The organism is Brevundimonas sp. UBA7507, from assembly GCF_002478355.1.
Taxonomy (GTDB): Bacteria; Pseudomonadota; Alphaproteobacteria; order Caulobacterales; family Caulobacteraceae; genus Brevundimonas; species Brevundimonas diminuta_D.
In genome coordinates this window covers 51,278-76,919 of sequence record NZ_DLNP01000004.1, presented here as the reverse complement: position 1 = coordinate 76,919, position 25,642 = coordinate 51,278, and the positions used below count along the sequence as shown (strand labels likewise).

The following is a 25,642-nucleotide window of genomic DNA, read 5'->3' as shown; positions in this document are numbered from 1 at the left end:
GCCGCGTCGCTTGACGTGCGGCGCGGCCCCGCCTAAACGACGCCCCTCGCCGCGGCGCACAGCGCTTCGGACGGGAACGCGGGTGTAGCTCAGTTGGTTAGAGTGCCGGCCTGTCACGCCGGAGGTCGCGGGTTCGAGCCCCGTCACTCGCGCCACTCCTCTCAGGGATCTGAGGGAGTGGCGCACAGCCCTTCCCTCTCCTCTCTCAGAAAATCGAGATTGATCGCAGACGCAGCTTTCGCGCGTCTGTTCCGCCATGTCCGGCCTCAAGCCCTCGGGACGAGCCCGAGGGCGGCGACAGCAGACGGTTAGTTGATCGGAAGCGCCTCTTGCGGCGTGACGAACGCGGCCTTCCCGGTCAGTTCGCCGTAAAGCATGGTCAGATCCTCGAACACGCGGTTCCAGGCGAACTGCTCGACCGCCTTGACCCGCGCCGCCTGGCCCAGAGCCTCCACGTCGCGCGCGAACAGGGCCTCAATGGCCTCGGCGTAATCGACCGGATCAGCCGAGGCGGCCAACTGGCCCACGCTCTCGTCCACCGTCTCGGCGACGCCGCCCGCATTGACGCCGACCACGGCCCGGCCGCAGGCCATGGCCTCCAGCACGATCAGGCCGAACGGCTCTTTGTCGTTGGCGTGCACGAAGGCGTCGCAGCTGGCGATGATGCGGGCCACGGCGCGCGGATCCTTCTCATACGGCAGGGAGATGACCCGATCCTCGGGCGGCATCCCCGCCCCCGCGCCGACCAGCACCAGATGATAGGGCGCGCCCAGCCGCTGCACCGCGTCGATCAGGACGCCGACATTCTTTTCCTTGGCCGGACGCCCGGCGAAGCACAGCAGTCGGGCGTCGGCGCCCAGTCCCAGCCGCTTCAACAGCCAGTCGCGATCCCGGCGATCCGGGTGGAAGGTGTCGACCTCGACGCCCAGGGGACGAATCACAATGTCGCCCACGCCCGCCTCTTCCAGGCGCTGAGCGATGAATCGGCTGGGAGAGACGACCCGATCGAATTGCGAGAACAGCTTGGCCCAGCGCTTCTCGACCGGCTTCTTGGCCCATTCGCCGAAATGCAGCGCCGCCAGCGCCGCCGGGTCCGAGTGGCAGAAGCCGACAACCGGGCAGCCGACCCTCTGGCCCGCCTCCAGCGCGCCCTGACCCGGCGTATAGGGGTCGCCCGCCTCGATCAGCGAGGGGTTGAGCGACGACACCCAGGCGCCCCAGCGGCGCACGGAACTGGGCCAGCGATAGCCGTCGCCGAACGGCAGCTTGGGCGCCTGAAGACGAACGACGCCGTCCGGCTCCGCCTTATACCCCGCGCCCGGCACGACAAGATTGTGCGCCACGCCCGGCCGATTGGCCTCCAGCCAAGTCTTCTTCGACAGCAGATAGCGCTTCACCCCGCCGGAGCGCGGCGCAAACAGCATAGTGGTGTCGACCAGGCGAGGGCGGGAATCAGCGGCGGCCGCCTTCATCGCCCGCAAGGTGTCGGCCACCTCTTCGTCCAGGCCGGGAAACAGCCTCAGTTCGCTTTCCTGGACGTCGATATGGCTCGTGCTCATGCGGTGGACCTTCTGCCTGTCGTTCTTCACGCTAACGCTAAAGCTCCGGCTTTGGATGCGACGGGCCCGGTTAATCTTCCCGTGCTTTTCGGCCCCTACCGCTTGCAACCGTCACGCTCAAGAGGCCGCTGCTTTCCAGTCGCCCGCCGCCGCTTTTCATCTGCCGTTCAGGTTGATCTCCCTACGGCCGGTCTTGCATTCGCCTCAAATTCGAGAAACTTGGGGCATGCGGGCGTGGACCCTGATAGGAGGGTCGCCTTCAATCCTTGCGCGTGCGACCACGAGGGGTTTCTTACGAATGCGTATCTTGCTCGCGAGCGCCGTTGCGATCGCTCCCCTGCTGGTCGCTTCCGGCGTTCAGGCTGAACAGGTCATCTCCAACGGGCGGACGACGCCCATCAGCACCGCGACCGCCAACAACGGCGCTCCCGACGACGTTCGGCTCGCCAACGGCGGTTCGATCACCGTGACCTCGGGCGCCGCCGTGACGCTGAATTCCAGCAATGACGTGAAGCTGGACGCCGGGTCCAAGATAGACATGCTCAAGGCCGCCGACGGCGCTACCGGCGTCCTGGTCAACGGCGGCAACACCGGCGACGTCACCATCGGCGGCACCATCAACATCACGGACTCCATCGAGGAGTATAAGGACGACGACAAGGACGGCGACCTGGACGGCCCGTTCGCCGACGGCACGAATCGTCACGGCGTCCGCGTCACGGGCTCGGCCCCGCTGGTCGGAAACATCCGCATCGAATCGTCCGGTTCGATCAAGGTCGAGGGCAACAATTCGTCGGCCCTGACCGTCGAGGCCCCGCTGACCGGCAACCTCTTCAGCCAGGGCCAGATCAGCGTCGTCGGCAATGACACCTACGGCATCCATACGACCGGCGACGTCACGGGCGACGTCACCCTCCTGGGCAGCGTCGCCGCCGTCGGCGAAAACGCGGTCGGCGTCGCCATCGACGGCGCCGTCGACGGCGCGGTCAAGATTCAAGGGGCCGTCACCAGCACCGGCTATCGCTACACCACGGCGCCGCCGGCCAAGCCGACGACCGGCCAACCCCGTGAAGGCGCGACCTATCTCGAGAACCTGGACGCCGACGACCTGCTGCAAGGCGGCCCGGCTGTCCGCATCGCGGGCGACGTCGCCAAGGGCGTTCTGTTCGACACTGCGCCGTCCTATGGGGCCGGCGGCATCGACGGCGATGACGACGGCGACGGCGTCAAAAACGGCGACGAGGACGACGACGGCGACGGCAAGAAGAACCGCGAGGACGACGACCGCGACGGCGACGGCATTCCCGACGCTCAGGAAACAACGGCCTCCATCCGCTCCTTCGGCGGCGCGCCGGCGTTGCTGGTCGGCTCGACGGATAAGGCCATCGCACTGGGCGCGGCCGGAACCGGCGACAACGCCTATGCGCTGATCAACCGCGGCGCCATCGAGGCCGCCGGCGTTTACAAGAACGTCGACGCCGCCGCCGTTCAGATCGGCGGCACGGGCCAGACGGTCAGCCTGGCCGGCGGCCTGAAGAACCAGGGCACGATCACCGCCACGGCGAACACCGGCGACAGCACCGGCGTGCTGGTCGGCGCGGGCGCGAGGGTTCCCAGCATCGTCAACTCCGGCACGATTCAGAGCGTCTCGGCGGGTTCCGAGGCCAATGTGGCCGCGGGCGTGCTGATCACTCAAGGCGCCAACGTCTCTTCGCTCAGCAACTCCGGCACCCTGTCGGCGGGCGTGAACGGCTCCAAGAGCGACGCCGTCGCCGTGCGCGATGAATCAGGCACGCTGACTTCGATCAACAACACCGGCAGGATTCTGGCGGTCGCCAACCCTGAAAAGGACGTGGCTCAGACCGGGTCGGCCATCGCCGTGGACGTCAGCGCCAACAGCACCGGCGTCACCCTGGTGCAGGACGGCGTGGTCATTCCCGACCATAAGCTGCCGGACGCCGACAAGGACGGCGTGCCCGACGCCAATGAACCCGCCATCCGCGGCGACATCCGCCTGGGTTCGGGCGCCGATGTGCTGGACATCCGCAACGGCACGGTGACCGGCGACATCTCCTTCGGAACCGGCGCCGACCGCCTGTCCATCAGCGGCGGCGCCGTGGTGACCGGCAAGCTGTCCAACGGCGACGGCCAACTGGACATCGACGTCTCCAAGGGCACTCTGGATGCGCGCCACACGGGGCAGCTTCAGGTCAGCGACCTGAACGTCGGCGCCGAGGGCAATCTGATCGTCACCCTGGACCCCGCCAACAATGCCAACGGCGGCTTCAAGGTCAGCGGCAGCGCCGACCTGGCCGACGGCGCGGGTCTGGGCGTTCGCTTCAACTCCCTGATCCAGGATCCGACGTCCTTCACCATCATCGAGGCGGGCGACCTGAACGTCGGCGCCATCGACCAGGACGCGCTTCAGTCCAACTCGCCCTACGCCTTCGTGGTCAAGGCCAACGTCGACGACGCCGCCGGCAAGCTGACGGTCGACGCCCGTCGCCGCACGGCGGAAGAGGCCGGCATGATCAAGGCCGAGGCCGCCGCCTATGACGTGCTCTACGCCGGCCTGGCCGATAATGAGCTGATCCGCGCGGCCATGCTGAACCAGACGGACCGCGACGGCTTCTTCAACATCTATCAGCAGCTGTTGCCTGACCACTCGGGCGGCCCGCTGCTGTCGCTGGCCAGCGGCGTCGACGCCGTGACCCGCGCCCTGACCGGCCGCAACGCCGCCGCGGCGCCGGGCGAAACCAGCGCTTGGGTGCAGGAGATCAACTTCTACGCCGACAAGGACAAGACCGACACCTACGGCTTCCGTTCGGAAGGCTTCGGCCTGGCGGGCGGCGTCGAGCGCGGGACCGACATGGGCGCCTTCGGCCTGACGGCGGCCTTCACCTCGTCGGATCTGGAAGACCCCGAAGCGGCGGCTGAAGAAGTCCTGTCGGCCAACCTGCTGGAGCTGGGCCTCTACTGGCGCGCCCAAGGCCAGTACTGGACGACCTGGGCGCGCGCGGCCGGCGGCTACGCCTCCTTCAGCGCCACGCGCAAACTGGTCGCCGACGGCATCAATCTGAAGAACGAGTCCGACTGGCACGGCCTGACCCTGGCCGCCGCCGGGGGCGCGTCGTACGAGCGTCACTTCGGCCGCCTGAACATCCGTCCCGAAGCCTATGTCGAGTACTTCTCGCTGAGCGAAGACGCCCGCACCGAAAAGGGCGGCGGCGACGGCTTCGATCTGAAGATCGACGAACGCGACGGTCACATCTTCTCGGGCGTGGCCGCGGTGAACATCGGCTACGGCTTCGGCAAGGACGGCTGGATCCGCCCCGAGGTCCGTCTGGGCTGGCGTCAGAACTTCTCGGTCGACGCCGGGACCACCATCGCCCGCCTGGCTTCGGGCGGCGACGCCTTCACCCTGACGCCCGCCAGCATCGAGGGCGGCGGTCCGATCCTGGGCTTCCGTCTGAACGTCGGCAACGATCTGGGCATGCTGGCCATCACCGGCGACGCCGAACTGCTGGAAGACTACGTCCGCTACACCCTGCTGCTGCGGGCCAGCTTCAAGTTCTGACTTTTCTTCGGAACGCGAATGAAAAAGGGCCGCCGGATTCGTTCCGGCGGCCCTTTCCCTATCTTGCCGCCCCCTCGCGCCTTTCTATGATCCCTCCAAACCAGAGGGGGTTTCATATGAACAAGTTCGCCTGGGCGGCCTGCGCCCTGATCCTCAGCGCCCACGCGCCCGCGATGGCGCAAACCGCCGTCCAGACAGCCGCCGCGCCCAGCCTGCCGACCGCTGACCGCGGCCTGTTCACCGCGCAAGACCTGTTCGGCATGGAGGTCGCCTCCGACGCCCAGATCAGCCCGGACGGCGGGCAGATCGCTTATGTCCGCCAGACGGCCGACATCATGATCGACCGGATGCGTCCCACCATCTGGCTGATCGACGTCAAGACCGGCCGTCATTCGCCCCTGATCGCCTCGACCGGTTCGCATCGCCAGCCGCGCTGGTCGCCGGATGGTACGCGCCTGTCCTACATCTCCAGCGCCGAGGGCGGCGCGCCGCAATTGTTCGTGCGCTGGATGGCGTCGGGCGAATCGGTCCGCGTCACCAACCTGCCCAACACCCCGTCCAGCGTCAGCTGGTCGCCCAACGGCGAGCAATTGGCCTATTCCGTCCTGGTTCCCGGCGAAAAGCCCAAGATCGGTTCGCCGCTGGTCAAGCCGGAGGGCGCCCAGTGGGCGCCGCCGCTGGAGATCATCGACAGCGTCTCCTACCGCTCCGACGGTCAGGGCTATCTGAAACCCGGCTTCCGCCACGTCTTCGTCGTCGGGTCTCAGGGCGGCGGCGCGCGCCAGTTGACGCACGGCGACTTCCACCACGGCGGCGGCCTGTCATGGTCGGCCGATTCTCGCACCCTCTACCTCAGCGCCAACCGTCGCCCCGACTGGCAGCGCGAAGCCGCCGACAGCGAAGTCTTCGCCCTGGATGTCCAGACCGGCGGCCTGACGGCGCTGACCAGCCGCGCCGGGCCGGACAACGCCCCCGTCGCCTCGCCCGACGGCCGCCGCATCGCCTACCTCGGCTATGACGACAAGCGGATGGGCTATCACAACACCCGCCTCTATGTGATGGACGCTGACGGCTCGAACAGCCGCGTCCTGACCGAGAGCCTCGACAGGTCGGTCCAGTCCCCGGTGTGGAGCCACGACGGCCGCTCGGTCTATGTCGCCTATGACGACCAGGGCCGCACCAAGGTCGCCCGCGTGTCGATGGACGGCGCCGTCACCACCCTGATCGAGGATCTGACCGGCGACGACTTCGGCCGCCCTTACACCGGCGGCGGCTTCACCGTGGCCGACGACGGCGCCATCGCCTATACGCGCGGCACGCCTGCGCGTCCGGCCGACGTCCACGTCCTGAAGGGCGGCCGCAGCACCCAGCTGACCCGCCTGAACGCCGACTTCCTCAGCGCCCGCCGCCTGGGCGAGGTGCGCCGCATCCAGGTCGCCTCCTCCCACGATCAACGCGCGATCGAAAGCTGGCTGACGCTGCCGGCCGACTATGTCGAGGGCCAGCGCTATCCGCTGGTGCTGGAGATCCACGGCGGCCCGTTCGCCGCCTACGGCCCGCACTTCGCCACCGACAACCAGCTGTTCGCTGCTGCGGGCTATGCGGTGCTGTCGGTCAACCCGCGCGGCTCGACCTCCTATGGGGACGAGTTCGCCAACCTGATCCACCACAACTATCCGTCGAACGACTATGACGACCTGATCAGCAGCGTCGACGCCGTCATCGCTCAGGGAATCGCCGACCCGAACAGGCTGTTCGTCACCGGCGGTTCGGGCGGCGGCGTGCTGACCAGCTGGATCGTCGGCAAGACCGACCGCTTCAAGGCGGCCGTCGTCCAGAAGCCGGTCATCGACTGGGCCAGCTTCGTCCTGACGGCCGACAATCCGGCCTTCTTCGCCCGCTACTGGTTCGGCGAATATCCTTGGGAGAACCCGGAAGCCTACTGGCGCCGGTCGCCGCTGTCGCTGGTAGGCAACGTCAAGACCCCGACCATGGTCGTCGTCGGCGACGAGGACTATCGCACCCCCGTCAGCGAGTCGGAGCAGTACTACACCGCCCTGCAACTGCGCGGCGTGCCCACGGCCCTGGTGAAGATCCCCGGCGTCGGCCACAGCCTGGCCGTCCGCCCGTCCCAGAACGCGGCCCGTATGAACGCCATCATCGAGTGGTTCGAGCGCTACAAGGACGGCGCCCCGGCCGCCTCGGCGCAATAAAAACCCGTCCCCGCGCCCGTCATGCGGCGGGCGCGGGGTTCAGCGTGGCGTTAGTTGACTTTTAACCAGAACACTTACAGAACATCACCAACGGTTCACGCCTTGTTCTGGATTCTGCGCCATGCTCACGAAGAAACAGCACGAACTCCTGATGTTCATTCATGAGCGCATCCGGGAGACGGGCGTTTCGCCGTCCTTCGACGAGATGAAGGAGGCGCTGGATCTGGCGTCCAAGTCGGGCATCCACCGCCTGATCACGGCGCTGGAGGAACGCGGCTTCATCCGCCGCCTCGCCCACCGCGCCCGCGCACTGGAGGTGGTGAAGCTGCCGGAGCAGGCGACGACCGCCGCGCCGGCCAAGGGACGCGCACCCTTCAAGCCCGACGTGATCCAGGGCGGCGGCCTGAACCCTCGCCCCGCCGTCGCCGAGGCCGCCAACGACGTGCGCGACCTGCCCCTGCTGGGCAAGATCGCCGCCGGCACCCCCATCGCCGCCATCCAGCACGAACGCGAGCGCCTGCCCGTCCCCGAAGCCATGCTGGGCGCGGGCGAGCACTACCTGCTCGAGATCGAAGGCGACTCCATGATCGAGGCCGGCATCCTCGACGGCGACACCGTCATCATCAAGCGGGTGGAGAACGCCTCCTCCGGCGAGATCGTCGTCGCCCTGGTCGAAGGCGAGGAAGCCACGCTGAAGCGCCTGCGCAAGAAGGGCCAGTCCATCGCGCTCGAGCCCGCCAACAGCGCCTATGAGACCCGCATCTTCGGCCCAGATCAGGTCGAGGTTCAAGGCAAGCTGGTCGGCCTGCTGCGCCGGTATCACTGAGGGGGCTCTCCCCCATCCCCGCTCATCCCGGCCTCCGCCGGGATCCAGATAAGAGCCACACGCGCTATCGCTGGTCAGAGGAAGCCAAGAGCACGCGCAGATTTCAAACGGCCCCGCTTGAAGCCAAAGCACTGGATCCCGGCCTCCGCCGGGATGAGCGGGTATTTAGGGCAGGCGCCTACTCCGAACCGCCCCCGCTCCACGGCCGCCGCCCCCGCACCTCCGCCGCCCACAGGGCGCGCCAGCCGCCGGCTTCATCCCGCCACAGCTCCACCGAATCGCCGTGCGCATGATCCGCGCCGTCCAGCACCAGCCGCCCCTCGCATGAAGGCGGCAGGACCGCGACCACGGCTCGTACGCTGACCACCTCGGCGCTGCGGCACATCTGATCCATCTGCGGCTCGCTAGGCGACGCCTTGCCCCACCACAGGGCCAGCGCGCCTTCCTCGCCCTCCGGCGCGCAGAAGGACCGCTTGCAGGTCCAGCCTTCGCCCGGTCGCCCCACCGCTTCCAGCCCCCGCCGCCGGGACCACAGATCGCTGGCGAACTGGCGCACCGCGGGCCGCATCACGACCGCCTGCTTCCCCTGCCGATACGCCGCATTCGCTCCGCCGTCGCCGATCCAGACATCCGGCGGCACCGGGCGTGGCCAGATCAGCACCGCCGCCGCAAACGGCAGGCCCAGCCAGCGCCACCGTCCGCGCCACAGGCACATGAACAGTATGCCCAGGAAGGCGACCGGCAGCGCCTCCGCCGGGGCGCTGGGGATCGCCTGAACCGCGCCGGGCAGACCCGCCGCCCAGTGACCGATCGCCAGCATGACATCCACCGACTTGCCCGCCAGCCACAGGAAGGGCGCGCCCAGGCCCAACGGCTCCAGCGCCGCGCCCAGCGCCAGCGCGGGCATCATGATGAAGTCCGCCAGCGGCGCCGTCGCCAGATTGGCGATCAGTCCATAGACGGCCGTGCGATTGAAATGCTGCATGGCGAACGGTCCCGTCGCCATGCCCGCCACCAGGCTAGCGGCGCAGGCGGCCAGCAGCCAACTGCCGAACCGTTGCACGGCGACGATGGGCCAGGGCGCGGCGAACTCTCGGATGCGGCGCGGCCAGACCTCGACCAGCGCCACCAAGGCCGCTGTCGCTGCGAAGGACATCTGGAACCCCGGCGTCACCACGGCCTCGGGCCGCAGCAACAAAACGACGAAGGCCGCTGCCGCCAGCGCCCGCATCGTCACGGCCTGCCGGTCCGCCAATACCGCCAGAAAGGCGATGGAGGCCGTGACCGCCGCTCGCTCGGCCGGCGGCGGCGCGCCTGAGATCACCAGATACGTCCCGACGGCGATCAGGCCCGCGATCGCCGCGACCTTCTTGCCTGACACGCGCAACGCCAGCCACGGCCAGGCCGCGACCAGCAGGCGCGCCGCGAAGAAGACGAAGCCCCCCACGACCGCCATGTGCAGGCCCGAGATCGACAGGATGTGCGCCAGTCCCGAATCCCGCATGGCGTCCAGGTCCGGGCTCTGGATCCAGGTCTCGTGCCCCGTAGTCATGGCCGCCGCCACCCCGCCGGTCCGCTCGCCCAGCCGCGCCACGATCCGCTCGGCCAGGGCGTAGCGCACGGCGTTGACCTTCATCGCCATCCGCACCCGCCAAGGCGGCGGCGCCAGATCGGCGGCGCGCGTCGGTCCCAGGGCGAACAGCGTCCCGCCCATGCCCTGAAAATAGGCGTTGCGGCCGAAGTCATAGGCGCCGGGGCTAGCGGGCGGCGGCGGCGGATTCAGGATGCCGAAGACGCGGATCGCCGCGCCGGGCGGCGGCGGCGTCCCCTTCACCGTGACCCGCAATCGCTCGGGCGTCGCCTCAGGCGCCAGTCCGCGCACCTTCACCGGCGCCACGACGACGCGGGCGCCGTTCTGGCCCGGCGACTCTACATCCATGACCCAGCCTTCAAGCTGCGTAGGCTTCATGTCCGCAGGCGCGATCGGCGCCGCCACGGCCTCGGCCCTCAGTTTGGCGACCGCCAGCCCGCCGCCGAAGCAGGCCAGCATCAACAGAAGCAGAGTCCCCCAACGCGGCAAGCCCCGCGCCCGCCCGACGATCCATATGCAGAGCAGCACGAAGGCCGCCGCCGCCAGCGGCCACGTCTCCGGCTCATCCTTCAGCACGAAATAGGCGGCGCACCCTGCGCCGAAACAGACGGACGACCACAAGGGCCAGCGATCCGCCTGCGCCCGCACGTCATCGCGAAGACTGTCAATTAACCGGGCCACAAGGGTTCGCTTCCCCACGGGCGGGCGTATAAGACCCTGCCCTATGGACCCTGCCTCTATGACCTCCCCTTCCTCGACCGTCGTCACCCGCTTCGCCCCCTCGCCCACAGGCTACCTGCATATCGGCGGGGCGAGAACTGCGTTATTCAATTGGCTGTACGCCAAGGGACGCGGCGGCAAATTCCTGATCCGCATCGAGGACACCGACCGCGAACGTTCGACCGACGAGGCGGTGAAGGCCATCTTCGACGGCCTGTCCTGGCTCGAACTGTTCGGCGACGAAGAGCCGGTCTTCCAGTTCGCCCGCGCCGACCGCCACCGCGACGTGGTCAATGAACTGCTGGCGACCGGCCACGCCTATCGCGACTTCCTGACCGCCGACGAGACCACGGCCCTGCGCGACCAGGCCAAGGCTGAAGGCCGCGACTTCGTCTCGCCCTGGCGCGACCGGGAGCCGAGCGTCGACGATCTGACCAAGCCGCACACGGTGCGCTTCCGCCGTCCGCTGGATCAGGCCGTCGCGGTCGATGACGCCGTGCAGGGAACCGTGCGCTGGGAATCGGCATCGCTGGACGACCTGGTCATCCTGCGCTCGGACGGGGCGCCGACCTACAATCTGGCCGTGGTGGTGGACGACCACGACATGGGCGTGACCCACGTCATCCGCGGCGACGATCACCTGAACAACGCCGCCCGCCAGAGCCTGATCTACGACGCGCTTGGCTGGACGCGACCGACCTTCGCCCACATCCCGCTGATCCACGGCCCGGACGGCGCCAAGCTGTCCAAGCGCCACGGCGCCCAGGCGGTGCACGAATACGCAGACATGGGCTATCTGCCCGAGGCCATGCGCAACTATCTGGCCCGCCTGGGTTGGGCGCACGGCGATGACGAACTGTTCAGCGACGAGCAGGCGCTGGCCTGGTTCGACCTGACCGGCGTCAACAAGGCCCCTGCCCGCCTGGACTTCGACAAGCTGGCCCACGTCAACGCCCACTGGCTGCGCCTGGCCGACGACGATCGCCTGGCCAAACTGACCCTGGACGCCCATCTGGCGCGCGGCCGCGCGTTGCAGCCGGACGACGAGGAGCGGCTTCTGCGGGCCATGCCTTTCGTCAAGGATCGCGCCAAGACCATCCCCGAACTGGCCGATCAAACGGCATTCGTGTTGCAGGCGCGTCCGCTCGCGTTGAACGAGAAATCGGCCGGTTTGCTGCAAGGCGAAAGCGGTCAGCGAATTTCACGACTGCGTGAACGGCTAGGTCTTTTCCAGAGCTGGGACGTCTTCGCCCTGGAAGCCGAACTTAAGGTTTTTGCCGAAGAAGAGGGCGTAGGATTCGGAAAAATAGGGCCTTCCATGCGCGCTGCCTTGACGGGCGGCTCGGCGTCGCCGGATATCGCACGCACTCTTTGCGCTCTCGGGCGCGACGAAAGTCTCGGACGCTTGGATGATGCGCTGCAACAGACTAAGTGATCACCCATAACCAACTCAGGCCGCCCGCCTCCCCGCGCGCCGGTCGAAAGAAGAACAAGGGGCCTAGATGACTGAACAAGCGAAACCCGCCGGCTCGGCGACCCTGTCCTATCAGGACAAGTCCATTGAGCTTCCCGTCCTCTCCGGCTCGACCGGCCCGGACGTCATCGACATCCGCAAGCTGTACGGCGGCACCGGCGCCTTCACCTTCGATCCCGGCTTCACCTCCACGGCGGCCTGCGAATCGGGCCTGACCTATATCGACGGCGATGAAGGCGTGCTGCTGCACCGCGGCTACCCCATCGACCAACTGGCCTCCAAGTCCAACTTCCTGGAAGTCTGCCACCTGCTGCTGCACGGCGAACTGCCGAACGCCGCCGAGTTCGAAGAGTTCGAGCAGAGCGTCACGCGCCACACCATGCTGCACGCCCAGTTCGACCGCTTCTTCGAGGGCTTCCGCCGCGACGCCCACCCGATGGCGATCATGGTCGGCACCGTCGGCGCCCTGTCGGCCTTCTATCACGACAGCCTGGACATTCATGACCCGGTCCAGCGCAACATCTCGGCCATCCGCCTGATCGCCAAGATGCCGACGATCGCGGCCCGTGCGTACAAGTACCACATCGGCCAGCCCTTCATCTCGCCGCGCAACGACCTGTCGTACGCCGAGAACTTCCTGCGCATGTGCTTCGCCGTGCCGGCCGAGGACTATCACGTCGACCCGGCCCTGGTGCGCGCCATGGACCGCATCTTCATCCTGCACGCCGACCACGAGCAGAACGCCTCGACCTCGACCGTCCGTCTGGCCGGTTCGTCGGGCGCCAACCCCTTCGCCTGTATCGCCGCCGGCATCGCCTGCCTGTGGGGCCCGTCGCACGGCGGCGCCAACGAAGAGGCGCTGAACATGCTGAAGGAAATCGGCACCCCGGACCGCATCCCCGAGTTCATCGAGGGCGTGAAGGCGCGCAAGTACAAGCTGATGGGCTTCGGCCACCGCGTGTACAAGAACTACGATCCGCGCGCGAAGGTCATGCAGCAGTCGGCCTATGAAGTGCTGGCCGCCACGGGCCGCGAGAACGACCCGCTGTTCCAGGTCGCCAAGGAACTGGAAGCCGTCGCCCTGCAGGACGAGTACTTCACCTCGCGCAAGCTGTTCCCGAACGTCGACTTCTATTCGGGCATCACCCTGTCGGCCATGGGCTTCCCGACCACCATGTTCACCGTGCTGTTCGCCCTGGCGCGCACCGTGGGCTGGATCGCCCAGTGGCAGGAAATGATGGCCGATCCGTCGCAGAAGATCGGCCGTCCGCGTCAGCTGTACACGGGCCCGACCGAGCGCGACTACGTGCCGCTGGCTCAGCGCGGCTAAGCCGTCGCACGACGCAAGATGCAGAAACGCCGGGGCGCAAGCTCCGGCGTTTTTTCTTGGTCTTGCGCAAGATCAACGCGCAGCAGCCATGAACCCCGGCTAAGGTAGCCCCCTGCCCATCATCAACAAGGAAGACGACATGCAAGGTTATCTGGACGACATCGAGCGCGCGACGCTCGACAATGAGGACTATCGCCGGGTGCTCTACACCGGCCGTCACCTGCAACTGGTGTTGATGACGCTCCAGCCCGGCGAGGAGATCGGCGAAGAGGTCCACGAGGGCCACGACCAGTTCTTCCGCATCGAACAGGGCCAGGGCCAGATCGTGATCAACGGCCTGTCACGCCCGGCAGAAGCCGAATCCGGCATCATCGTGCCCGCCGGCGCCCGTCACAACCTGATCAACACCGGGACCGAGCCGCTGAAGCTCTACACCCTGTACGGCCCGCCCGAGCACCGCCACGACGTGATCCACCCGACCAAGGCCGACGAAGCCGAAGAGCATTTCGACGGCACGACGTCGGAATAGGATCTCAAGATAAAGGGAGTGGTAGGCGGCGACGGGTTCGAACCGCCGACCCTCTCGGTGTAAACGAGATGCTCTGACCAGCTGAGCTAGCCGCCCACATCATCCGACTCATCATCGGGACAGGCTTCATGCCCTGTGACGGTCAGCCGTTCAAGGCGCTTTTCAACCCTTCGCCGGGGCGAAAGCGCGCGGTGCGCGAGGCCGGACGAGCGATCTCTTCGCCGGTCTGAGGATTGCGGGCCACGCCCGCCTTGCGATCGACGGCGACGAAGCTGCCGAAGCCGACAAGCCGCACATCGCGCCCCTGGACCAGCGAACCGGTCACCTGATCGGTGAAGGCTTCCAGGGCCAGCTTGGCCTGGTCGCGGCTGATGCCCGCCGCCTCGGCCATGCGGCCGATCAGTTCCGTCTTGGTCATCTGCGGCTCCCCTCGCGAAACGAAGCGCGCACTTAAGCCTCTGTCGGCGGGCGGGTCAAAAAGAAGGCGGTCCGGGTCGCCCCGAACCGCCTTCCTTCATCAGATCAGAGACCCGGCGTCAGTGGCTGACGCTGGCCCCCTCGCCCGCCGTCGGGGCGGGCGGCGTCGGCGTCATCGGCTCGGCCGCCTCGTCCCACTCGACCGGGGTCGGCGTGCCCGTCAGGGCCCACTTCAGCGCCTCGTCGGCAGTGGAGATGGGCACGATCTCGAGGGCCGCCTTCACGTTTTCGGGCACGTCCTCCAGATCCTTCTCGTTCTCCTGCGGGATCAAGACGGTCTTCACGCCCGAGCGCAGGGCCGCCAGCAGCTTCTCCTTCAGACCGCCGATGGCGGTGACCCGGCCGCGCAGGGTGATCTCGCCGGTCATGGCGATGTCCTTGCGGATCGGGATGCCGGTCAGGACCGACACCATGGCCACGGTCATGGCCACGCCGGCCGAGGGGCCGTCCTTGGGCGTGGCGCCGTCGGGAACGTGGACGTGGATGTCGGTCTTCTCGAACACCGGCGGCTTGACGCCAATGCTGAGGGCGCGGCTGCGGACGTAGGACGCCGCCGCCGAGATCGACTCCTTCATGACCTCCTTCAGGTTGCCGGTCACGGTCATGCGGCCGCGGCCCGGCATCTTCAGGGCCTCGATGGTCAGGATGTCGCCGCCGAACTCGGTCCAGGCCAGGCCGGTGACGATGCCGACCTGATCTTCCGCGTCCGTCTCGCCATAGCGGAACTTCTTCACGCCCGCGTATTCGGCCAGCTTGGCCGCATCCACGGTGATCGAGGCGGCCTTGGTCTTGGCCATCTCGCGCACCGCCTTACGGGCCAGACCGCCCAGGGCGCGTTCCAGCGACCGCACGCCCGCTTCGCGCGTGTAGTAGCGGATCAGGTCGCGGATCGTCTCGTCAGGGACGATCAGTTCGCCGTCCTTCAGGCCGTGGTCCTTGAGCTGCTTGGGCAGGACGTGGCGCTTGGCGATCTCGACCTTCTCGTCCTCGGTGTAGCCCGAGACGCGGATGATCTCCATGCGGTCCAGCAGGGGCTGGGGCATGTTCAGGCTGTTGGCCGTGGTGACGAACATCACCGGCGACAGGTCGTAGTCGACCTCCAGATAGTGGTCGCCGAAGGTCGAGTTCTGGGCCGGGTCCAGCACCTCCAGCAGGGCCGAGGACGGGTCGCCGCGCCAGTCGGCGCCCAGCTTGTCGATCTCGTCCAGCAGGACGAAGGCGTTGGTGGTCTTCGCCTTCTTCATCGACTGGATGATCTTGCCGGGCATGGAGCCGATGTAGGTCCGGCGGTGGCCCCGGATCTCGGCCTCGTCGCGCACGCCGCCCAGCGACATGCGGACGTATTCACGCCCCGTCGCCTTGGCGATGGACTGGGCCAGCGAGGTCTTGCCGACGCCGGGAGGGCCGACAAGGCACAGGATCGGCCCCTTCAGGCTGCCGGTGCGCGCCTGAACGGCCAGATACTCGATGATCCGTTCCTTGACCTTCTCCAGGCCGTAGTGATCCTCTTCGAGGATGTCCTCGGCCTTTTGCAGGTCGATGGGCTTGGGCTTGGTCTTGGACCACGGGATCGACAGCAGCCAGTCGAGATAGTTGCGCACCACGGTCGATTCCGCCGACATCGGCGACATGTTGCGCAGCTTCTTCAGCTCCGCCTCGGCCTTGATGCGGGCCTCCTTGGACAAGCGCGTCTTCTTGATGCGCTTTTCCAGCTCCAGCAGTTCGTCGCGAGCGTCGTCGGTCTCGCCCAGCTCGCGCTGGATCGCCTTCATCTGCTCGTTCAGATAGTATTCGCGCTGGGTCTTCTCCATCTGCCGCTTCACGCGGCTGCGGATCTTCTTCTCGACCTGCAGGACGCTGATCTCGCCTTCCATCAGGCCATAGACCTTCTCCAGCCGGGTCGGGATGACCACGGTTTCGAGCAGGGCCTGCTTGTCGGCGATCTTGACCGACAGATGGGCGGCGACCGAGTCCGCCAGCTTGGACGGATCGGTGATCTGGGGGATGGCGCTGAGGGCCTCGGGCGGAACCTTCTTGTTCAGCTTCACATAGTTTTCGAACTGCTCGATCACGGCGCGCAGCAGGGCTTCGCTCTGCGACGGATCGCCGGCTTCGTCGTCGATCTCGACGGCTTCGGCTTCGTAGTAGTCCTCACGGTCGGTGAAGCGGGTCAGGCGCGCGCGCGACTTGCCTTCGACCAGCACCTTCACGGTGCCGTCCGGCAGCTTCAGCAACTGCAGCACCGTCGCCAGCACGCCGGTCGAATAGATGGCGTCCGTCGCCGGATCGTCGTCGACAGAGTTCTTCTGGGTGGCGAGCAGGATCTGCTTCTCGCCCTTCATGATCTCGTCGAGGGCGCGCACGGACTTCTCGCGCCCGACGAACAGGGGCACGACCATGTGCGGAAAGACGACGATGTCTCTCAGCGGCAGGACAGGGAGGATTTTGCTCTCGGTCATGATGCGTACTTTCCGGGGCCTTCGTGAATCTCAGACCCGCCGAACCGATCCGACTTGGCGTGACTGCCGCCTCGTCTCGACTCGACCCGCTATTTTTGAGCGGCTTTCGTGTGAGTATGTGGTTCTGTCTGGACGCGGTTCAAGCGTAACGGGGCGGCGGCCCACAGAAGCGTGAAAAAGCGTGTGATTTCAGCCGACGCCTAGGGCGTCCCTGAAACGATGAAGGGGCGGCCCGTGGCGAGCCGCCCCTTTTCGTTTGGATCGGACCTCAACGTCAGGCGGCGCCGTCGGCCGTCTTCTTCTTGGTTTCCGAATAGATCAGCAACGGCTGGGCCTTGCCGTCGATCACCTCAGCGTTGACCACGACTTCCTCGACGCCCTCATAGGTGGGCAGTTCGAACATGGTCTCCAGCAGCACGCCTTCCAGAATGGAGCGCAGGCCGCGGGCGCCGGTCTTGCGGGTGATCGCCTTCTTGGCCACCGCCGACAGGGCGTCGTCGGTGAAGGTCAGCGTCACGTTCTCCATCTCGAACAGGCGCTTGTACTGCTTGACCAAGGCGTTCTTCGGCTCGGTCAGTATCTTGATGAGCGCGACCTCGTCCAGGTCTTCCAGCGTCGCCAGGACCGGCAGACGACCGATGAACTCGGGGATCAGACCGAAGCGCATCAGATCGTCAGGCTCGACCTGCTTGAGGATTTCGCCGGTGCGACGCTCGTCAATCTCCTTGACCTTGGCGCCGAAGCCGATCGAGGCCCCCTCGCCGCGCGCCGAGATCACCTTCTCCAGGCCGGCGAAGGCGCCGCCGACGATGAACAGGATGTTGGCGGTGTCGACCTGCAGGAACTCCTGCTGCGGATGCTTACGCCCGCCCTGCGGCGGCACGGAGGCGACGGTGCCTTCCATAATCTTCAGCAGGGCCTGCTGCACGCCTTCGCCCGACACGTCGCGGGTGATCGACGGGTTGTCCGACTTGCGCGAGATCTTGTCGATTTCGTCGATGTAGACGATGCCGCGCTGGGCCCGCTCGACGTTGTAGTCCGACGCCTGAAGCAGCTTCAGGATGATATTCTCGACATCCTCGCCCACATAGCCGGCTTCGGTCAGGGTCGTGGCGTCGGCCATGGTGAACGGCACGTCGATGATGCGCGCCAGCGTCTGGGCCAGCAGCGTCTTGCCCGAGCCGGTCGGCCCGATCAGCATGATGTTCGACTTGGCCAGTTCGACGTCGTTGTTCTTCGTCGCGTGGTTCAGGCGCTTGTAGTGGTTGTGGACGGCGACGCTCAGCACCTTCTTGGCGTGGCTCTGGCCGATCACATAATCGTCGAGGACGTCGCGGATCTCCTTGGGCGTGGGCACGCCGTCCTTGGAGGTCTTGAAGGCGATCTTGTGCTCTTCACGTATGATGTCCATGCACAGTTCGACGCATTCATCACAGATGAAGACGGTCGGTCCGGCGATCAGTTTGCGGACTTCGTGCTGGCTCTTGCCGCAGAACGAGCAGTAGAGCGTGCTTTTGGCGTCTGTGCCGGCGGCTTTGGTCATAGACCCTTCTCACTATCCGCAATCCGCCCCGACATTGGGACGAAAGGCGCTTCCTTCACGATCGATCCAGGGAATCTATCATCGAAGGTCTTCAAAAAATGACAATCACCCATCACACGTTCCGCCACAACCCCGTTGCGGCGCTGCAACGCGCTTCGGGGAGGGACAGGACAGATAATATGGGGATCACGGCTAATGTCTGACATGGGAAGCGAAAAAGCCTTTCACCAGTCCCCTGCCCCCGGCCAGGCCATCGTCGCCTTCGACTTCGACGGCACCCTGACGATTCGCGACAGCTTCACCAGCTTCCTAAAATGGCGGGCCGGGCCCCTGCGCTGGGTCCAGGGCCTGACGCGCCTGATCCCCGCCGTCTTCGGCTATCTGGGCGACCGCGACCGGGGCCGGATCAAGGTCGCCTCGGTGCGCGAGTTCCTGATGGACGCAGACCGCAAGGCCTTGGAGGCCGAGGCCGAACGCTTCGCCGCTGAGATCTGGCCGCGCTTCATGCGCCCCGACGCCCTGGCGACATGGGAAGACTGGGGCCGTCGCGGCGCCCACCGCGTCATCGTCACCGCCTCGCCCGAAACCACCGTCGCTCCCTTCGCCCGCAGGCTGGGGGCCGAGAACCTGATCGGCACCCGCCTGGCCTTTGACGAGCAGAATCGCGTGCTGGGAACCTTCGTCGGCGGCAATTGCCGGGGCGAAGAGAAGATGCACCGCCTGCGCGCCGTCTACGGCTCGGACATGCAGCTGGCCGCCGCCTATGGCGACACCTCGGGCGACGCTCAGATGATCGCGGCGGCCGAGGAGAAGGGCTACCGCGTCTTCACCGCCCGCCCCTGACCACAGCTTGAAAGAAGCTGGGGCGCCCAGCGCCCAGCCTCGGCCCCAGCCCGACCATCAGAATGCCCGGCGCGCTAGGGCCGAGGCCGGCCAAGCAGCGTCGAAAATTCTAACGTATATTGTATCTGATTTTTAGCCGTGTTTTTCTTCGGTTCAGACCGTTCGGCAAGGACGGCGGGACCTCGGGGGAGGGAAAACATGATCGTAGCCGTTCTGCTGACGGCGCTGGCGCTGCTGGCCGCCTACTACGCCCTACAACTGGTCCGCACCGCCAGGGCGCGCGGCGAGCTCAGGCCCAAGGCCGAGGGCGTGGCCATCGGCGCGGTCGCCAACTTCTTCGACGCCCTGGGCATCGGCTCCTTCGCGCCGACGACCGCCTGGCTGCGATTCCGCAAGCTGGTTCCCGACAGCTTCCTGCCCGCGGTGCTGAACGCGGGCCACTGCCTGCCCACGGTGATGCAGGGGCTGGTGTTCATGAAGCTGGTCCAGGTCGATCCGGTATTGCTGATCGCCTGTATCGGCGCCTCGATCCTGGGCGCCGTGATCGGCGCGCCCATCGTGCTGCGCCTGCCGGTGCGGGCGGTGCAGATGGTGGTCGGCGCGGCCCTGCTGATCGCCGCCGCCCTCTACGCCATGACCAATCTGAACCTGATGCCCGCGGGCGGCGAGGCGGTGTCACTAGGGGGAAACCTGTTCATCGTCGCCGTCCTCGCTCACCTGGTCATGGGCGCGTTGATGAGCTTCGGCATCGGCCTCTATGCACCGTCCCTGATCATGCTCAGCCTAATGGGGATGAACCCGACGGCGGCCTTTCCCATCATGATGGGCGCCTGCGCCTTCCTGATGCCGGTGTCGAGCCTACGCTTCATCAGGAGCGAGCGCATCGACCTGCGGCTGGTGCTGGGCATGGCGATCGGCGGGATACCGGCCGTGCTGCTGGCCGCCTTCGTCATCACCTCCCTGCCGCTGACAGTGCTGCGCTGGGGCGTGGTGGCGGTGGTCCTCTACGCCGCCGCCAGCCTGCTGACGACCGCCCTGAAATCGGCGCGTCCCACCGCCGCACACATCAAGGAGACCTGAGCCTCCGACCGGCCCCCTCGGTCAGGAGGCGCGCTTGCGTCCCGCCTCGGCCGCTTCGAGTTCGAACTCCTCGCGCAGGTCGCGCAGGGTGTGCTCCAGATGCGCGTTAGCCAGGCGGCGCACGGCGTCAGCGTCGCGAGCCAGCCATGCGTGCAGAATCTCCAGGTGCTCCGCCTCGGCCGTCAGATGACGGCCCTTGTGCTCCAGGTGCTTGCGGGCATAGCGGTCCGCCATGACGTGCAGGCGCGCCGTGATCTCGGCCGTCAGCACCCGTTGGCCCGGCTGCACCAGGGCCATGTGGAAGGCGCGATTCAACGGCCCGACGCTAGGCAGTTGGGCGGCTGCGGCGGCGTTCAGTTCGGCCAGCACGCGCTGGGCCGTCGCGCGCTGGGCGTCGTCAGCGACGAGACAGGCCTGGGCCGCCGCGTCCGGCTCCAACTTCAGGCGCAGTTCGTAGATTTCCTCGGCCTCGGCGGCGCTCATGCCGCGCACGAAGAAGCCCCGGTTGGCGTGCGAAACCACCAGACCGTCCTGCTCCAGCCGCACAAGAGCCTCGCGCAGGGGAATCTTGGATACGTTCAGTTCGGCCGCCAGAGCGTCCTGCCGGATCGGCACCTCCGGCGCGATCGCCCCCGACAGGATCATGTCGCGCACCACCTCCATCAGGCGGTCGGACAGGGTGCGGACTTCAAGCGGAGATGCGGCCATGCGGTTTCATCAGGTCGGAAAGGCTGGGCCGGTCGCCCAGCCCAGCCATAACCCGCAAAGGCCGCAATTGCGATGTGGAATACGTCAGACCACCTGGAAGCCGGCCCAGAAGGGATCGCGACGATCCACCCAGATGGTGTTGAAGCCGGTCGCGACGGCCGATCCTTCGATGGAAGGCACGATCGCCTTGTAGTCGCCCACCGTCGTCTCGGCCTCGACCCGGCCGATGAAGCGGCTGCCGATATAGCTTTCATGGACGAAGGCGTCGCCGACCTTCAGTCGCCTCTTGGCGTGCAGATGGGCCAGCCGCGCCGAGGTGCCGGTGCCGCACGGACTGCGGTCGATGGCCTTGTCGCCATAGAAGACGGCGTTGCGGCCGTCGGCGCCCTGCCCTTTCGGCCTGTCGGCCCAAAGAACATGGCTGACGCCGTTGATCGACGGCTCGTCCGGGTGGACCGGATGGAAAGCCGCCCGCACCCGCTCGCGCACCAGACCGCTCAGTTCGATGATGCGGCTGGCGCCCAGATCATCCAGCCCGGTATAGGCGCCCTGCGGCTCGACGATGGCGTAGTAGTTGCCGCCGTATGAGACATCGACGCTCAGCGGACCGAGGCCCGGTACGTCGATCTCGATCCCTTCCGCCGCCAGATAAGCCGGGACGTTGCGGATACGCACCGAGGTCACGCGATCGCCCTCGGTCTCATAGGCGATGTCCAGAACGCCCGCCGGAACCTCGACCTTCAGCCGCCCCGGCGTGCGCGGCCGGATCAGGCCATGCTCAATGCCGAAGGTGATCATGCCGATGGTCCCGTGGCCGCACATAGGCAGGCAGCCGCTGGTCTCGATAAACAATATGCCCGCGTCCGCGTCCGGCAGGGTCGGCGGATACAGGAAGCCGCCGCTCATCATGTCGTGGCCGCGAGGCTCGAAGCACAGTGAGGTGCGGATCCAGTCATAGCGGCTGAGGAAATCCAGCCGCCGCTCGGCCATGCTCGCCCCTGACAACAGGGGCGCGCCGCCGGCGACCAGGCGAACCGGGTTGCCTGCGGTATGACCGTCAATGCAGAAGAAGATGTCGCGCATTCAGTGTCCCGATCAGACGATCTTCACAGCCTTGCCCGAGCCGATCGGGCGCGTTTCCGCCGCCTTCTCCACCATGGCGATGACCTCGGCCCGGCGCGCGCCCGCCAGCGGCATGCGCGGCATACGGACCCGCTCGCTGCCCCGGCCCATGATCATTTCGGACAGCTTGATCGACTGGACCAGATCCGAAACCGAATCCAGGTGCAGCAGCGGCATGAACCAGCGATAAATCTCCAGCGCGCGAGCGATGTCGCCGTCCTTGACCGCCTTGACCAGGGCCACCGACTCTTCGGGGAAGGCGTTGGTCAGGCCCGACACCCACCCCTTGGCGCCCAGGATCATGCCTTCCAGCGCCACATCATCCAGACCGACCATGACCGCGTAACGGTCGCCCAGTTCGTTGAAGATGTCGGTGATGCGCCGCGAGTCCGGAGCGCTTTCCTTCAGGGCCACGATGTTCGGCACGTCCGACAAGCGACGCAGGTCGTCGTTGTTCAGCGTCTGCCGATACATCAGCGGGTTGTTGTAGAGCATGTTGGGCAGGCCGCTGGCCCCCGCCACGGCGCGGAAGTGGGCCTCCAGCTCCGCCTGCGTCGGCACATAGACCATGGCCGGCAGCACCATCAGGGCGTCCACGCCGATATCCTCGGCGTCCTTGGCGTAGCGTTCGGCCCGCGCCGTCGTCAGTTCGCTGACCCCGGTGATGATCGGCACGCGGCCGTCAGCGACCTCGACCGCCGCCTTCAGCACGGCGCGCTTTTCTTCCGGCTCAAGCGAGTTGTTCTCGCCGACCGTGCCCATGACGATGATGGCGTCGACGCCGTCCTTGATCAGGCCGTCCAGCACCGTCTGGGTGGCGTCCAGGTCGACCGCCAGCGCCTCATCGAATTGCGTGGTCGCCGCCGGGATCACCCCGGTCCAGTCCAACTTCGCCCCAGCCATAAGCTACTCCTCCTAAAGCAGATTTATTTTCGTATACGATATCTGATCGAGGACGAAGTCAAGCGAAGTTCGCCTATCCGGCGCTGTAACTGGTCTTGGTCAGGGTGAAGAAATCGGCCGCCGCAAAGCCTTGCTCGCGGGGGCCGTAGGACGAGGCCTTCGTGCCGCCGAACGGCACGTGATAGTCGACGCCCGCCGTGGCCAGATTGACCATGGTCATCCCCGCCTTTGCGCGGCGCTGGAAATCCCGCGCGTGCTTCAGCGACTGGGTGACGATACCCGCCGACAGGCCGAACTCGACGCCGTTGGCGACGGCCAGCGCCTCTTCGTAATCCTTGACGCGGATGGTCGAGGCTACGGGACCGAACACCTCTTCATTATTGATGCGCATGGCCGGATCTGTGTCCGCGATCAGGGTCGGCTCGACATACCAGCCGGGCGCTTCGCGGTTCAGGCGACCGCCGCCGGTGACGACGCGCCCGCCCTCCGACGCGGCGATATCGATATAGCGATAGGAGGTCTCGCGCTGCGCCTCGCTGACCGCCGGACCGACCTGGGTGTCGGGTTCGAGGGCGTTACCGACGCGCAATGCGGCGACCTTCTCGGCCAGCGCCGCCACAAAGCGGTCGTGGATTCCATCCTGCACGATCAGGCGGCTGGACGCTGTACAGCGCTGCCCCGTCGCAAAGAAGCTGCCGTCCAGCGCGATGTTCACCGCCCGGTCCAGGTCGGCGTCGTCCAGCACGATCAGCGGGTTCTTACCGCCCATCTCCAGCTGCACCCTCGCCTGTCTCGCGGCGGCCCCGGCAGCGACGCCCGCGCCGACCCCTTGCGAGCCGGTGAAGCTGACGCCCGCCACATCCTTGTGGTCGACGAGGGCCTGCCCCACCCGGCCGCCCCCGATGACCAGGTTCAGCACGCCCTTGGGCAGCCCCGCCTCATGCAGGATGGCGACCAGAGCTTCGGCCGTCGCGGGCGTATGGCTGGCGGGCTTGATCACCACCGTATTGCCGAAGGCCAGCGCCGGCGCCGCCTTCCACGCCGGAATGGCGATGGGGAAGTTCCACGGCGTGATCAGGCCGAAGACCCCGACCGGCTGGCGATAGGTCTGCACCTCCACCCCCGGCCGGGTCGAGGCCAGGTTCTGACCGTGCAGGCGCAGGGCCTCGCCGGCGAAGTATTTCAGGATGCGGGCGGCGCGCGCCGTCTCGCCGACGCCCTCGGCCAGGGTCTTGCCCTCTTCGCGAGACAGCAGACGGCCGACCGCCTCGCGCCGCTCCATCAGCAGCGTCCCGGCGCGGTCCAGCACGTCCGAGCGCACCTCAGGCGAAGCGCCCGCCCAACCGTCGAACGCCGCCGAGGCCGCCGCCACCGCCTCATCGACCTCGGCCACGCCGCCTTCGGGCGCCAGGGCCACGACCTCGCGCGTGTCGGACGGGTTCAGGCTCTCGACCGTTCCCGCCCCCCGGCGCTCGCCGTTGATCCAGTGGCTCAGTTCGATGGTCGCAGTCATGGCGTATCTTTCGTCCGTGCGTCGGTATCGTCAGAAGATAGGAAAGAAGTCAGAAGCCCAGGGCCTGAATCTGATCATAGAGCACCTTGGGCGTGCGCACCCCATGCTCGAGGCTACGCGCCCGCGCTTTATAGCGGCGCTGCGACGGCAGCCGCGCGCCCTGATCGGCGAAGGCGGCGAACAGCGCCTCGGCCCGCGCGGCGTTCGCCTCGGCGTCGCCTCCGCCCATAACGGCTGGATCAAAGGCCAGGATCAGCTCGCCATGCATGGGCGCCGCCTTGGCGCCGTCGTCAAAGGCCATCGACTCGCGGCTGGTCAGATCGCCGATCAACGGCCCCGCCATCAGCTCGATCATCGTCGACAGGGCCGAGCCCTTATGTCCGCCGAAGGTCAGCATGGCCCCGTCCAGCGCCGCGCGCGCATTCGTCGTCGGCCGCCCTTCGGCGTCCACGCCCCAGCCCTCGGGGATCGGCTTTCCGGCGATGTCGTGCAGCGCCATGTCTCCGCGCGCGATGGCGCTTGTGGCGAAGTCGAAGACGTAGGGATACGGCCCCGGCCGCGGCCAGCCGAAGGCGATCGGATTGGTGCCCAGCAGCCCTTTCCTGCCGCCCGCCGGCGCCACCCACGAATGGCTGGGCGTCATGGCCAGCGCCGCCACGCCCATTTCCGTCAACTGCTCGATCTCGGGCCACAGGGCAGAAAAATGGAAGCAGTTGTTGATGACCAGCGCCGCCACCCCGACCGCCTTGGCCTTCTGCGCCAACAATGGCGCCGCCCGCTCGAACGCCAACAGGGAATAGGCATGACGCGCATCGACCCGCACCAGAGCGGGCGACGCATCCTCGACCACAGGCTCCGCGTCCCGCGACAGCTTGCCCGAGCGGATCGTCATGACGCATCCCGGCAGCCGGTAAAGCCCGTGCGAGGCGCACTCGTCCCGCTCGCCCGCCGTGATGGCGCGGGCCACCGCCTCGGCGTGCGGTTCCGACAGCCCTGCCCCCATCAGCACCCGCCGCGACAGGGCGAACACCTCGTCAATCGACAGGGCGACCGTCTCCTGGGCCTCAAACACGCTCACATCACTCTCCCGACCTTGAATCGTATACGAAGTTGCCGGTGCGCATGGAAAACATCAAGCCCAATCGCAATAAACCGGCGCTTGACGTCGGCGCCGT

At 67.0% G+C, this 25,642-nt stretch carries 17 protein-coding genes, 2 tRNA genes and 1 pseudogene; 9 read left to right on the top strand and 11 right to left on the bottom strand.

The window, feature by feature from the left end:
* Window positions 1-78 precede the first annotated feature (78 nt).
* A tRNA-Asp gene (locus B3D50_RS02645) sits at window positions 79-155 on the top strand.
* 153 nt (window positions 156-308) lie between these two features.
* On the opposite strand, the gene B3D50_RS02640 is transcribed toward B3D50_RS02645, so the two are convergent.
* On the bottom strand, window positions 309-1,559 hold the full coding sequence (locus tag B3D50_RS02640; protein WP_286949291.1) for a glycosyltransferase: 1,251 nt from the start codon (window positions 1,557-1,559) through the stop codon (window positions 309-311).
* 298 nt (window positions 1,560-1,857) lie between these two features.
* On the opposite strand from B3D50_RS02640, the gene B3D50_RS02635 reads away from it, so the two are divergent.
* The 3 genes from B3D50_RS02635 to lexA all read left to right on the top strand — a co-directional run bounded on the left by B3D50_RS02635 (window position 1,858) and on the right by lexA (window position 8,175).
* Window positions 1,858-5,136: an autotransporter outer membrane beta-barrel domain-containing protein gene (locus B3D50_RS02635; RefSeq protein ID WP_286949290.1), complete on the top strand. Its 3,279-nt coding sequence runs from the start codon at window positions 1,858-1,860 to the stop codon at window positions 5,134-5,136.
* A 116-nt stretch (window positions 5,137-5,252) separates the two neighbouring features.
* On the top strand, window positions 5,253-7,349 hold the full coding sequence (locus tag B3D50_RS02630) for a S9 family peptidase (RefSeq protein ID WP_286949289.1): 2,097 nt from the start codon (window positions 5,253-5,255) through the stop codon (window positions 7,347-7,349).
* 121 nt (window positions 7,350-7,470) lie between these two features.
* Window positions 7,471-8,175 carry a transcriptional repressor LexA gene (lexA, locus tag B3D50_RS02625; protein ID WP_003164579.1) on the top strand — a complete coding sequence of 235 codons (705 nt, stop codon included), beginning with the start codon at window positions 7,471-7,473 and terminating at the stop codon, window positions 8,173-8,175.
* 178 nt (window positions 8,176-8,353) lie between these two features.
* On the opposite strand, the gene B3D50_RS02620 is transcribed toward lexA, so the two are convergent.
* Complete coding sequence (locus B3D50_RS02620) at window positions 8,354-10,447, bottom strand: ComEC/Rec2 family competence protein (RefSeq protein ID WP_286949287.1); 2,094 nt, start codon at window positions 10,445-10,447, stop codon at window positions 8,354-8,356.
* Between the two features lie 58 nt (window positions 10,448-10,505).
* On the opposite strand from B3D50_RS02620, the gene gltX reads away from it, so the two are divergent.
* The 3 genes from gltX to B3D50_RS02605 all read left to right on the top strand — a co-directional run bounded on the left by gltX (window position 10,506) and on the right by B3D50_RS02605 (window position 13,819).
* On the top strand, window positions 10,506-11,921 hold the full coding sequence (gene gltX, locus B3D50_RS02615) for a glutamate--tRNA ligase (RefSeq protein ID WP_286949286.1): 1,416 nt from the start codon (window positions 10,506-10,508) through the stop codon (window positions 11,919-11,921).
* Window positions 11,922-11,988: 67 nt separating this feature from the next.
* Window positions 11,989-13,290, top strand: coding sequence for a citrate synthase (gene gltA / locus B3D50_RS02610; protein WP_269298076.1), 1,302 nt, complete (start codon window positions 11,989-11,991; stop codon window positions 13,288-13,290).
* A gap of 139 nt (window positions 13,291-13,429) precedes the next feature.
* On the top strand, window positions 13,430-13,819 hold the full coding sequence (locus B3D50_RS02605; protein WP_286949285.1) for a cupin domain-containing protein: 390 nt from the start codon (window positions 13,430-13,432) through the stop codon (window positions 13,817-13,819).
* A gap of 19 nt (window positions 13,820-13,838) precedes the next feature.
* Here the strand turns inward: B3D50_RS02605 and B3D50_RS02600 are convergent.
* The 4 genes and pseudogenes from B3D50_RS02600 to clpX form a co-directional block, all read right to left on the bottom strand.
* Window positions 13,839-13,915: transfer RNA gene (locus tag B3D50_RS02600), tRNA-Val, on the bottom strand.
* Window positions 13,916-13,961: 46 nt separating this feature from the next.
* Window positions 13,962-14,255 (bottom strand): annotated as a pseudogene (locus tag B3D50_RS02595) (HU family DNA-binding protein); the annotation flags it as partial.
* 100 nt (window positions 14,256-14,355) lie between these two features.
* A complete protein-coding gene (lon, locus tag B3D50_RS02590) occupies window positions 14,356-16,755 on the bottom strand; it encodes an endopeptidase La (protein WP_286949284.1) in 2,400 nt (799 codons plus the stop codon).
* A gap of 274 nt (window positions 16,756-17,029) precedes the next feature.
* Entirely contained in the window at window positions 17,030-18,298 is a 1,269-nt protein-coding gene (gene clpX, locus B3D50_RS02585) for an ATP-dependent Clp protease ATP-binding subunit ClpX (protein WP_003164573.1), read from the bottom strand.
* A gap of 195 nt (window positions 18,299-18,493) precedes the next feature.
* Here clpX and B3D50_RS02580 point away from each other — a divergent pair, with 195 nt between their 5' ends.
* Both B3D50_RS02580 and B3D50_RS02575 read left to right on the top strand, forming a co-directional pair.
* Window positions 18,494-19,141, top strand: a complete 648-nt coding sequence (locus tag B3D50_RS02580) for an HAD-IB family hydrolase (RefSeq protein ID WP_286949283.1) — start codon at window positions 18,494-18,496, stop codon at window positions 19,139-19,141.
* 198 nt (window positions 19,142-19,339) lie between these two features.
* The gene (locus B3D50_RS02575; protein ID WP_286949282.1) at window positions 19,340-20,221 is read left to right on the top strand and encodes a sulfite exporter TauE/SafE family protein; all 882 of its coding nucleotides are present in this window, start codon (window positions 19,340-19,342) and stop codon (window positions 20,219-20,221) included.
* 21 nt (window positions 20,222-20,242) lie between these two features.
* On the opposite strand, the gene B3D50_RS02570 is transcribed toward B3D50_RS02575, so the two are convergent.
* The 5 genes from B3D50_RS02570 to B3D50_RS02550 all read right to left on the bottom strand — a co-directional run bounded on the left by B3D50_RS02570 (window position 20,243) and on the right by B3D50_RS02550 (window position 25,545).
* Entirely contained in the window at window positions 20,243-20,929 is a 687-nt protein-coding gene (locus B3D50_RS02570; RefSeq protein WP_286949281.1) for a GntR family transcriptional regulator, read from the bottom strand.
* Between the two features lie 84 nt (window positions 20,930-21,013).
* Window positions 21,014-22,012: a 4-hydroxyproline epimerase gene (locus tag B3D50_RS02565; RefSeq protein WP_286949279.1), complete on the bottom strand. Its 999-nt coding sequence runs from the start codon at window positions 22,010-22,012 to the stop codon at window positions 21,014-21,016.
* 12 nt (window positions 22,013-22,024) lie between these two features.
* The gene (locus B3D50_RS02560; protein ID WP_286949278.1) at window positions 22,025-22,954 is read right to left on the bottom strand and encodes a dihydrodipicolinate synthase family protein; all 930 of its coding nucleotides are present in this window, start codon (window positions 22,952-22,954) and stop codon (window positions 22,025-22,027) included.
* A 73-nt stretch (window positions 22,955-23,027) separates the two neighbouring features.
* Window positions 23,028-24,467 carry an aldehyde dehydrogenase family protein gene (locus tag B3D50_RS02555; RefSeq protein ID WP_286949276.1) on the bottom strand — a complete coding sequence of 480 codons (1,440 nt, stop codon included), beginning with the start codon at window positions 24,465-24,467 and terminating at the stop codon, window positions 23,028-23,030.
* A gap of 49 nt (window positions 24,468-24,516) precedes the next feature.
* Complete coding sequence (locus B3D50_RS02550) at window positions 24,517-25,545, bottom strand: Ldh family oxidoreductase (RefSeq protein WP_286949275.1); 1,029 nt, start codon at window positions 25,543-25,545, stop codon at window positions 24,517-24,519.
* Window positions 25,546-25,642 lie beyond the last annotated feature (97 nt).

Coding starts and splice junctions, on each gene's coding strand:
- B3D50_RS02640 (WP_286949291.1), bottom strand. CDS start 1,559: ATGAGCACGAGCCATATCGACGTCCAGGAAAGCGAACTGAGGCTGTTT.
- B3D50_RS02635 (WP_286949290.1), top strand. CDS start 1,858: ATGCGTATCTTGCTCGCGAGCGCCGTTGCGATCGCTCCCCTGCTGGTC.
- B3D50_RS02630 (WP_286949289.1), top strand. CDS start 5,253: ATGAACAAGTTCGCCTGGGCGGCCTGCGCCCTGATCCTCAGCGCCCAC.
- lexA (WP_003164579.1), top strand. CDS start 7,471: ATGCTCACGAAGAAACAGCACGAACTCCTGATGTTCATTCATGAGCGC.
- gltX (WP_286949286.1), top strand. CDS start 10,506: ATGACCTCCCCTTCCTCGACCGTCGTCACCCGCTTCGCCCCCTCGCCC.
- gltA (WP_269298076.1), top strand. CDS start 11,989: ATGACTGAACAAGCGAAACCCGCCGGCTCGGCGACCCTGTCCTATCAG.
- B3D50_RS02605 (WP_286949285.1), top strand. CDS start 13,430: ATGCAAGGTTATCTGGACGACATCGAGCGCGCGACGCTCGACAATGAG.
- lon (WP_286949284.1), bottom strand. CDS start 16,755: ATGACCGAGAGCAAAATCCTCCCTGTCCTGCCGCTGAGAGACATCGTC.
- clpX (WP_003164573.1), bottom strand. CDS start 18,298: ATGACCAAAGCCGCCGGCACAGACGCCAAAAGCACGCTCTACTGCTCG.
- B3D50_RS02580 (WP_286949283.1), top strand. CDS start 18,494: ATGTCTGACATGGGAAGCGAAAAAGCCTTTCACCAGTCCCCTGCCCCC.
- B3D50_RS02575 (WP_286949282.1), top strand. CDS start 19,340: ATGATCGTAGCCGTTCTGCTGACGGCGCTGGCGCTGCTGGCCGCCTAC.
- B3D50_RS02570 (WP_286949281.1), bottom strand. CDS start 20,929: ATGGCCGCATCTCCGCTTGAAGTCCGCACCCTGTCCGACCGCCTGATG.
- B3D50_RS02565 (WP_286949279.1), bottom strand. CDS start 22,012: ATGCGCGACATCTTCTTCTGCATTGACGGTCATACCGCAGGCAACCCG.
- B3D50_RS02560 (WP_286949278.1), bottom strand. CDS start 22,954: ATGGCTGGGGCGAAGTTGGACTGGACCGGGGTGATCCCGGCGGCGACC.
- B3D50_RS02555 (WP_286949276.1), bottom strand. CDS start 24,467: ATGACTGCGACCATCGAACTGAGCCACTGGATCAACGGCGAGCGCCGG.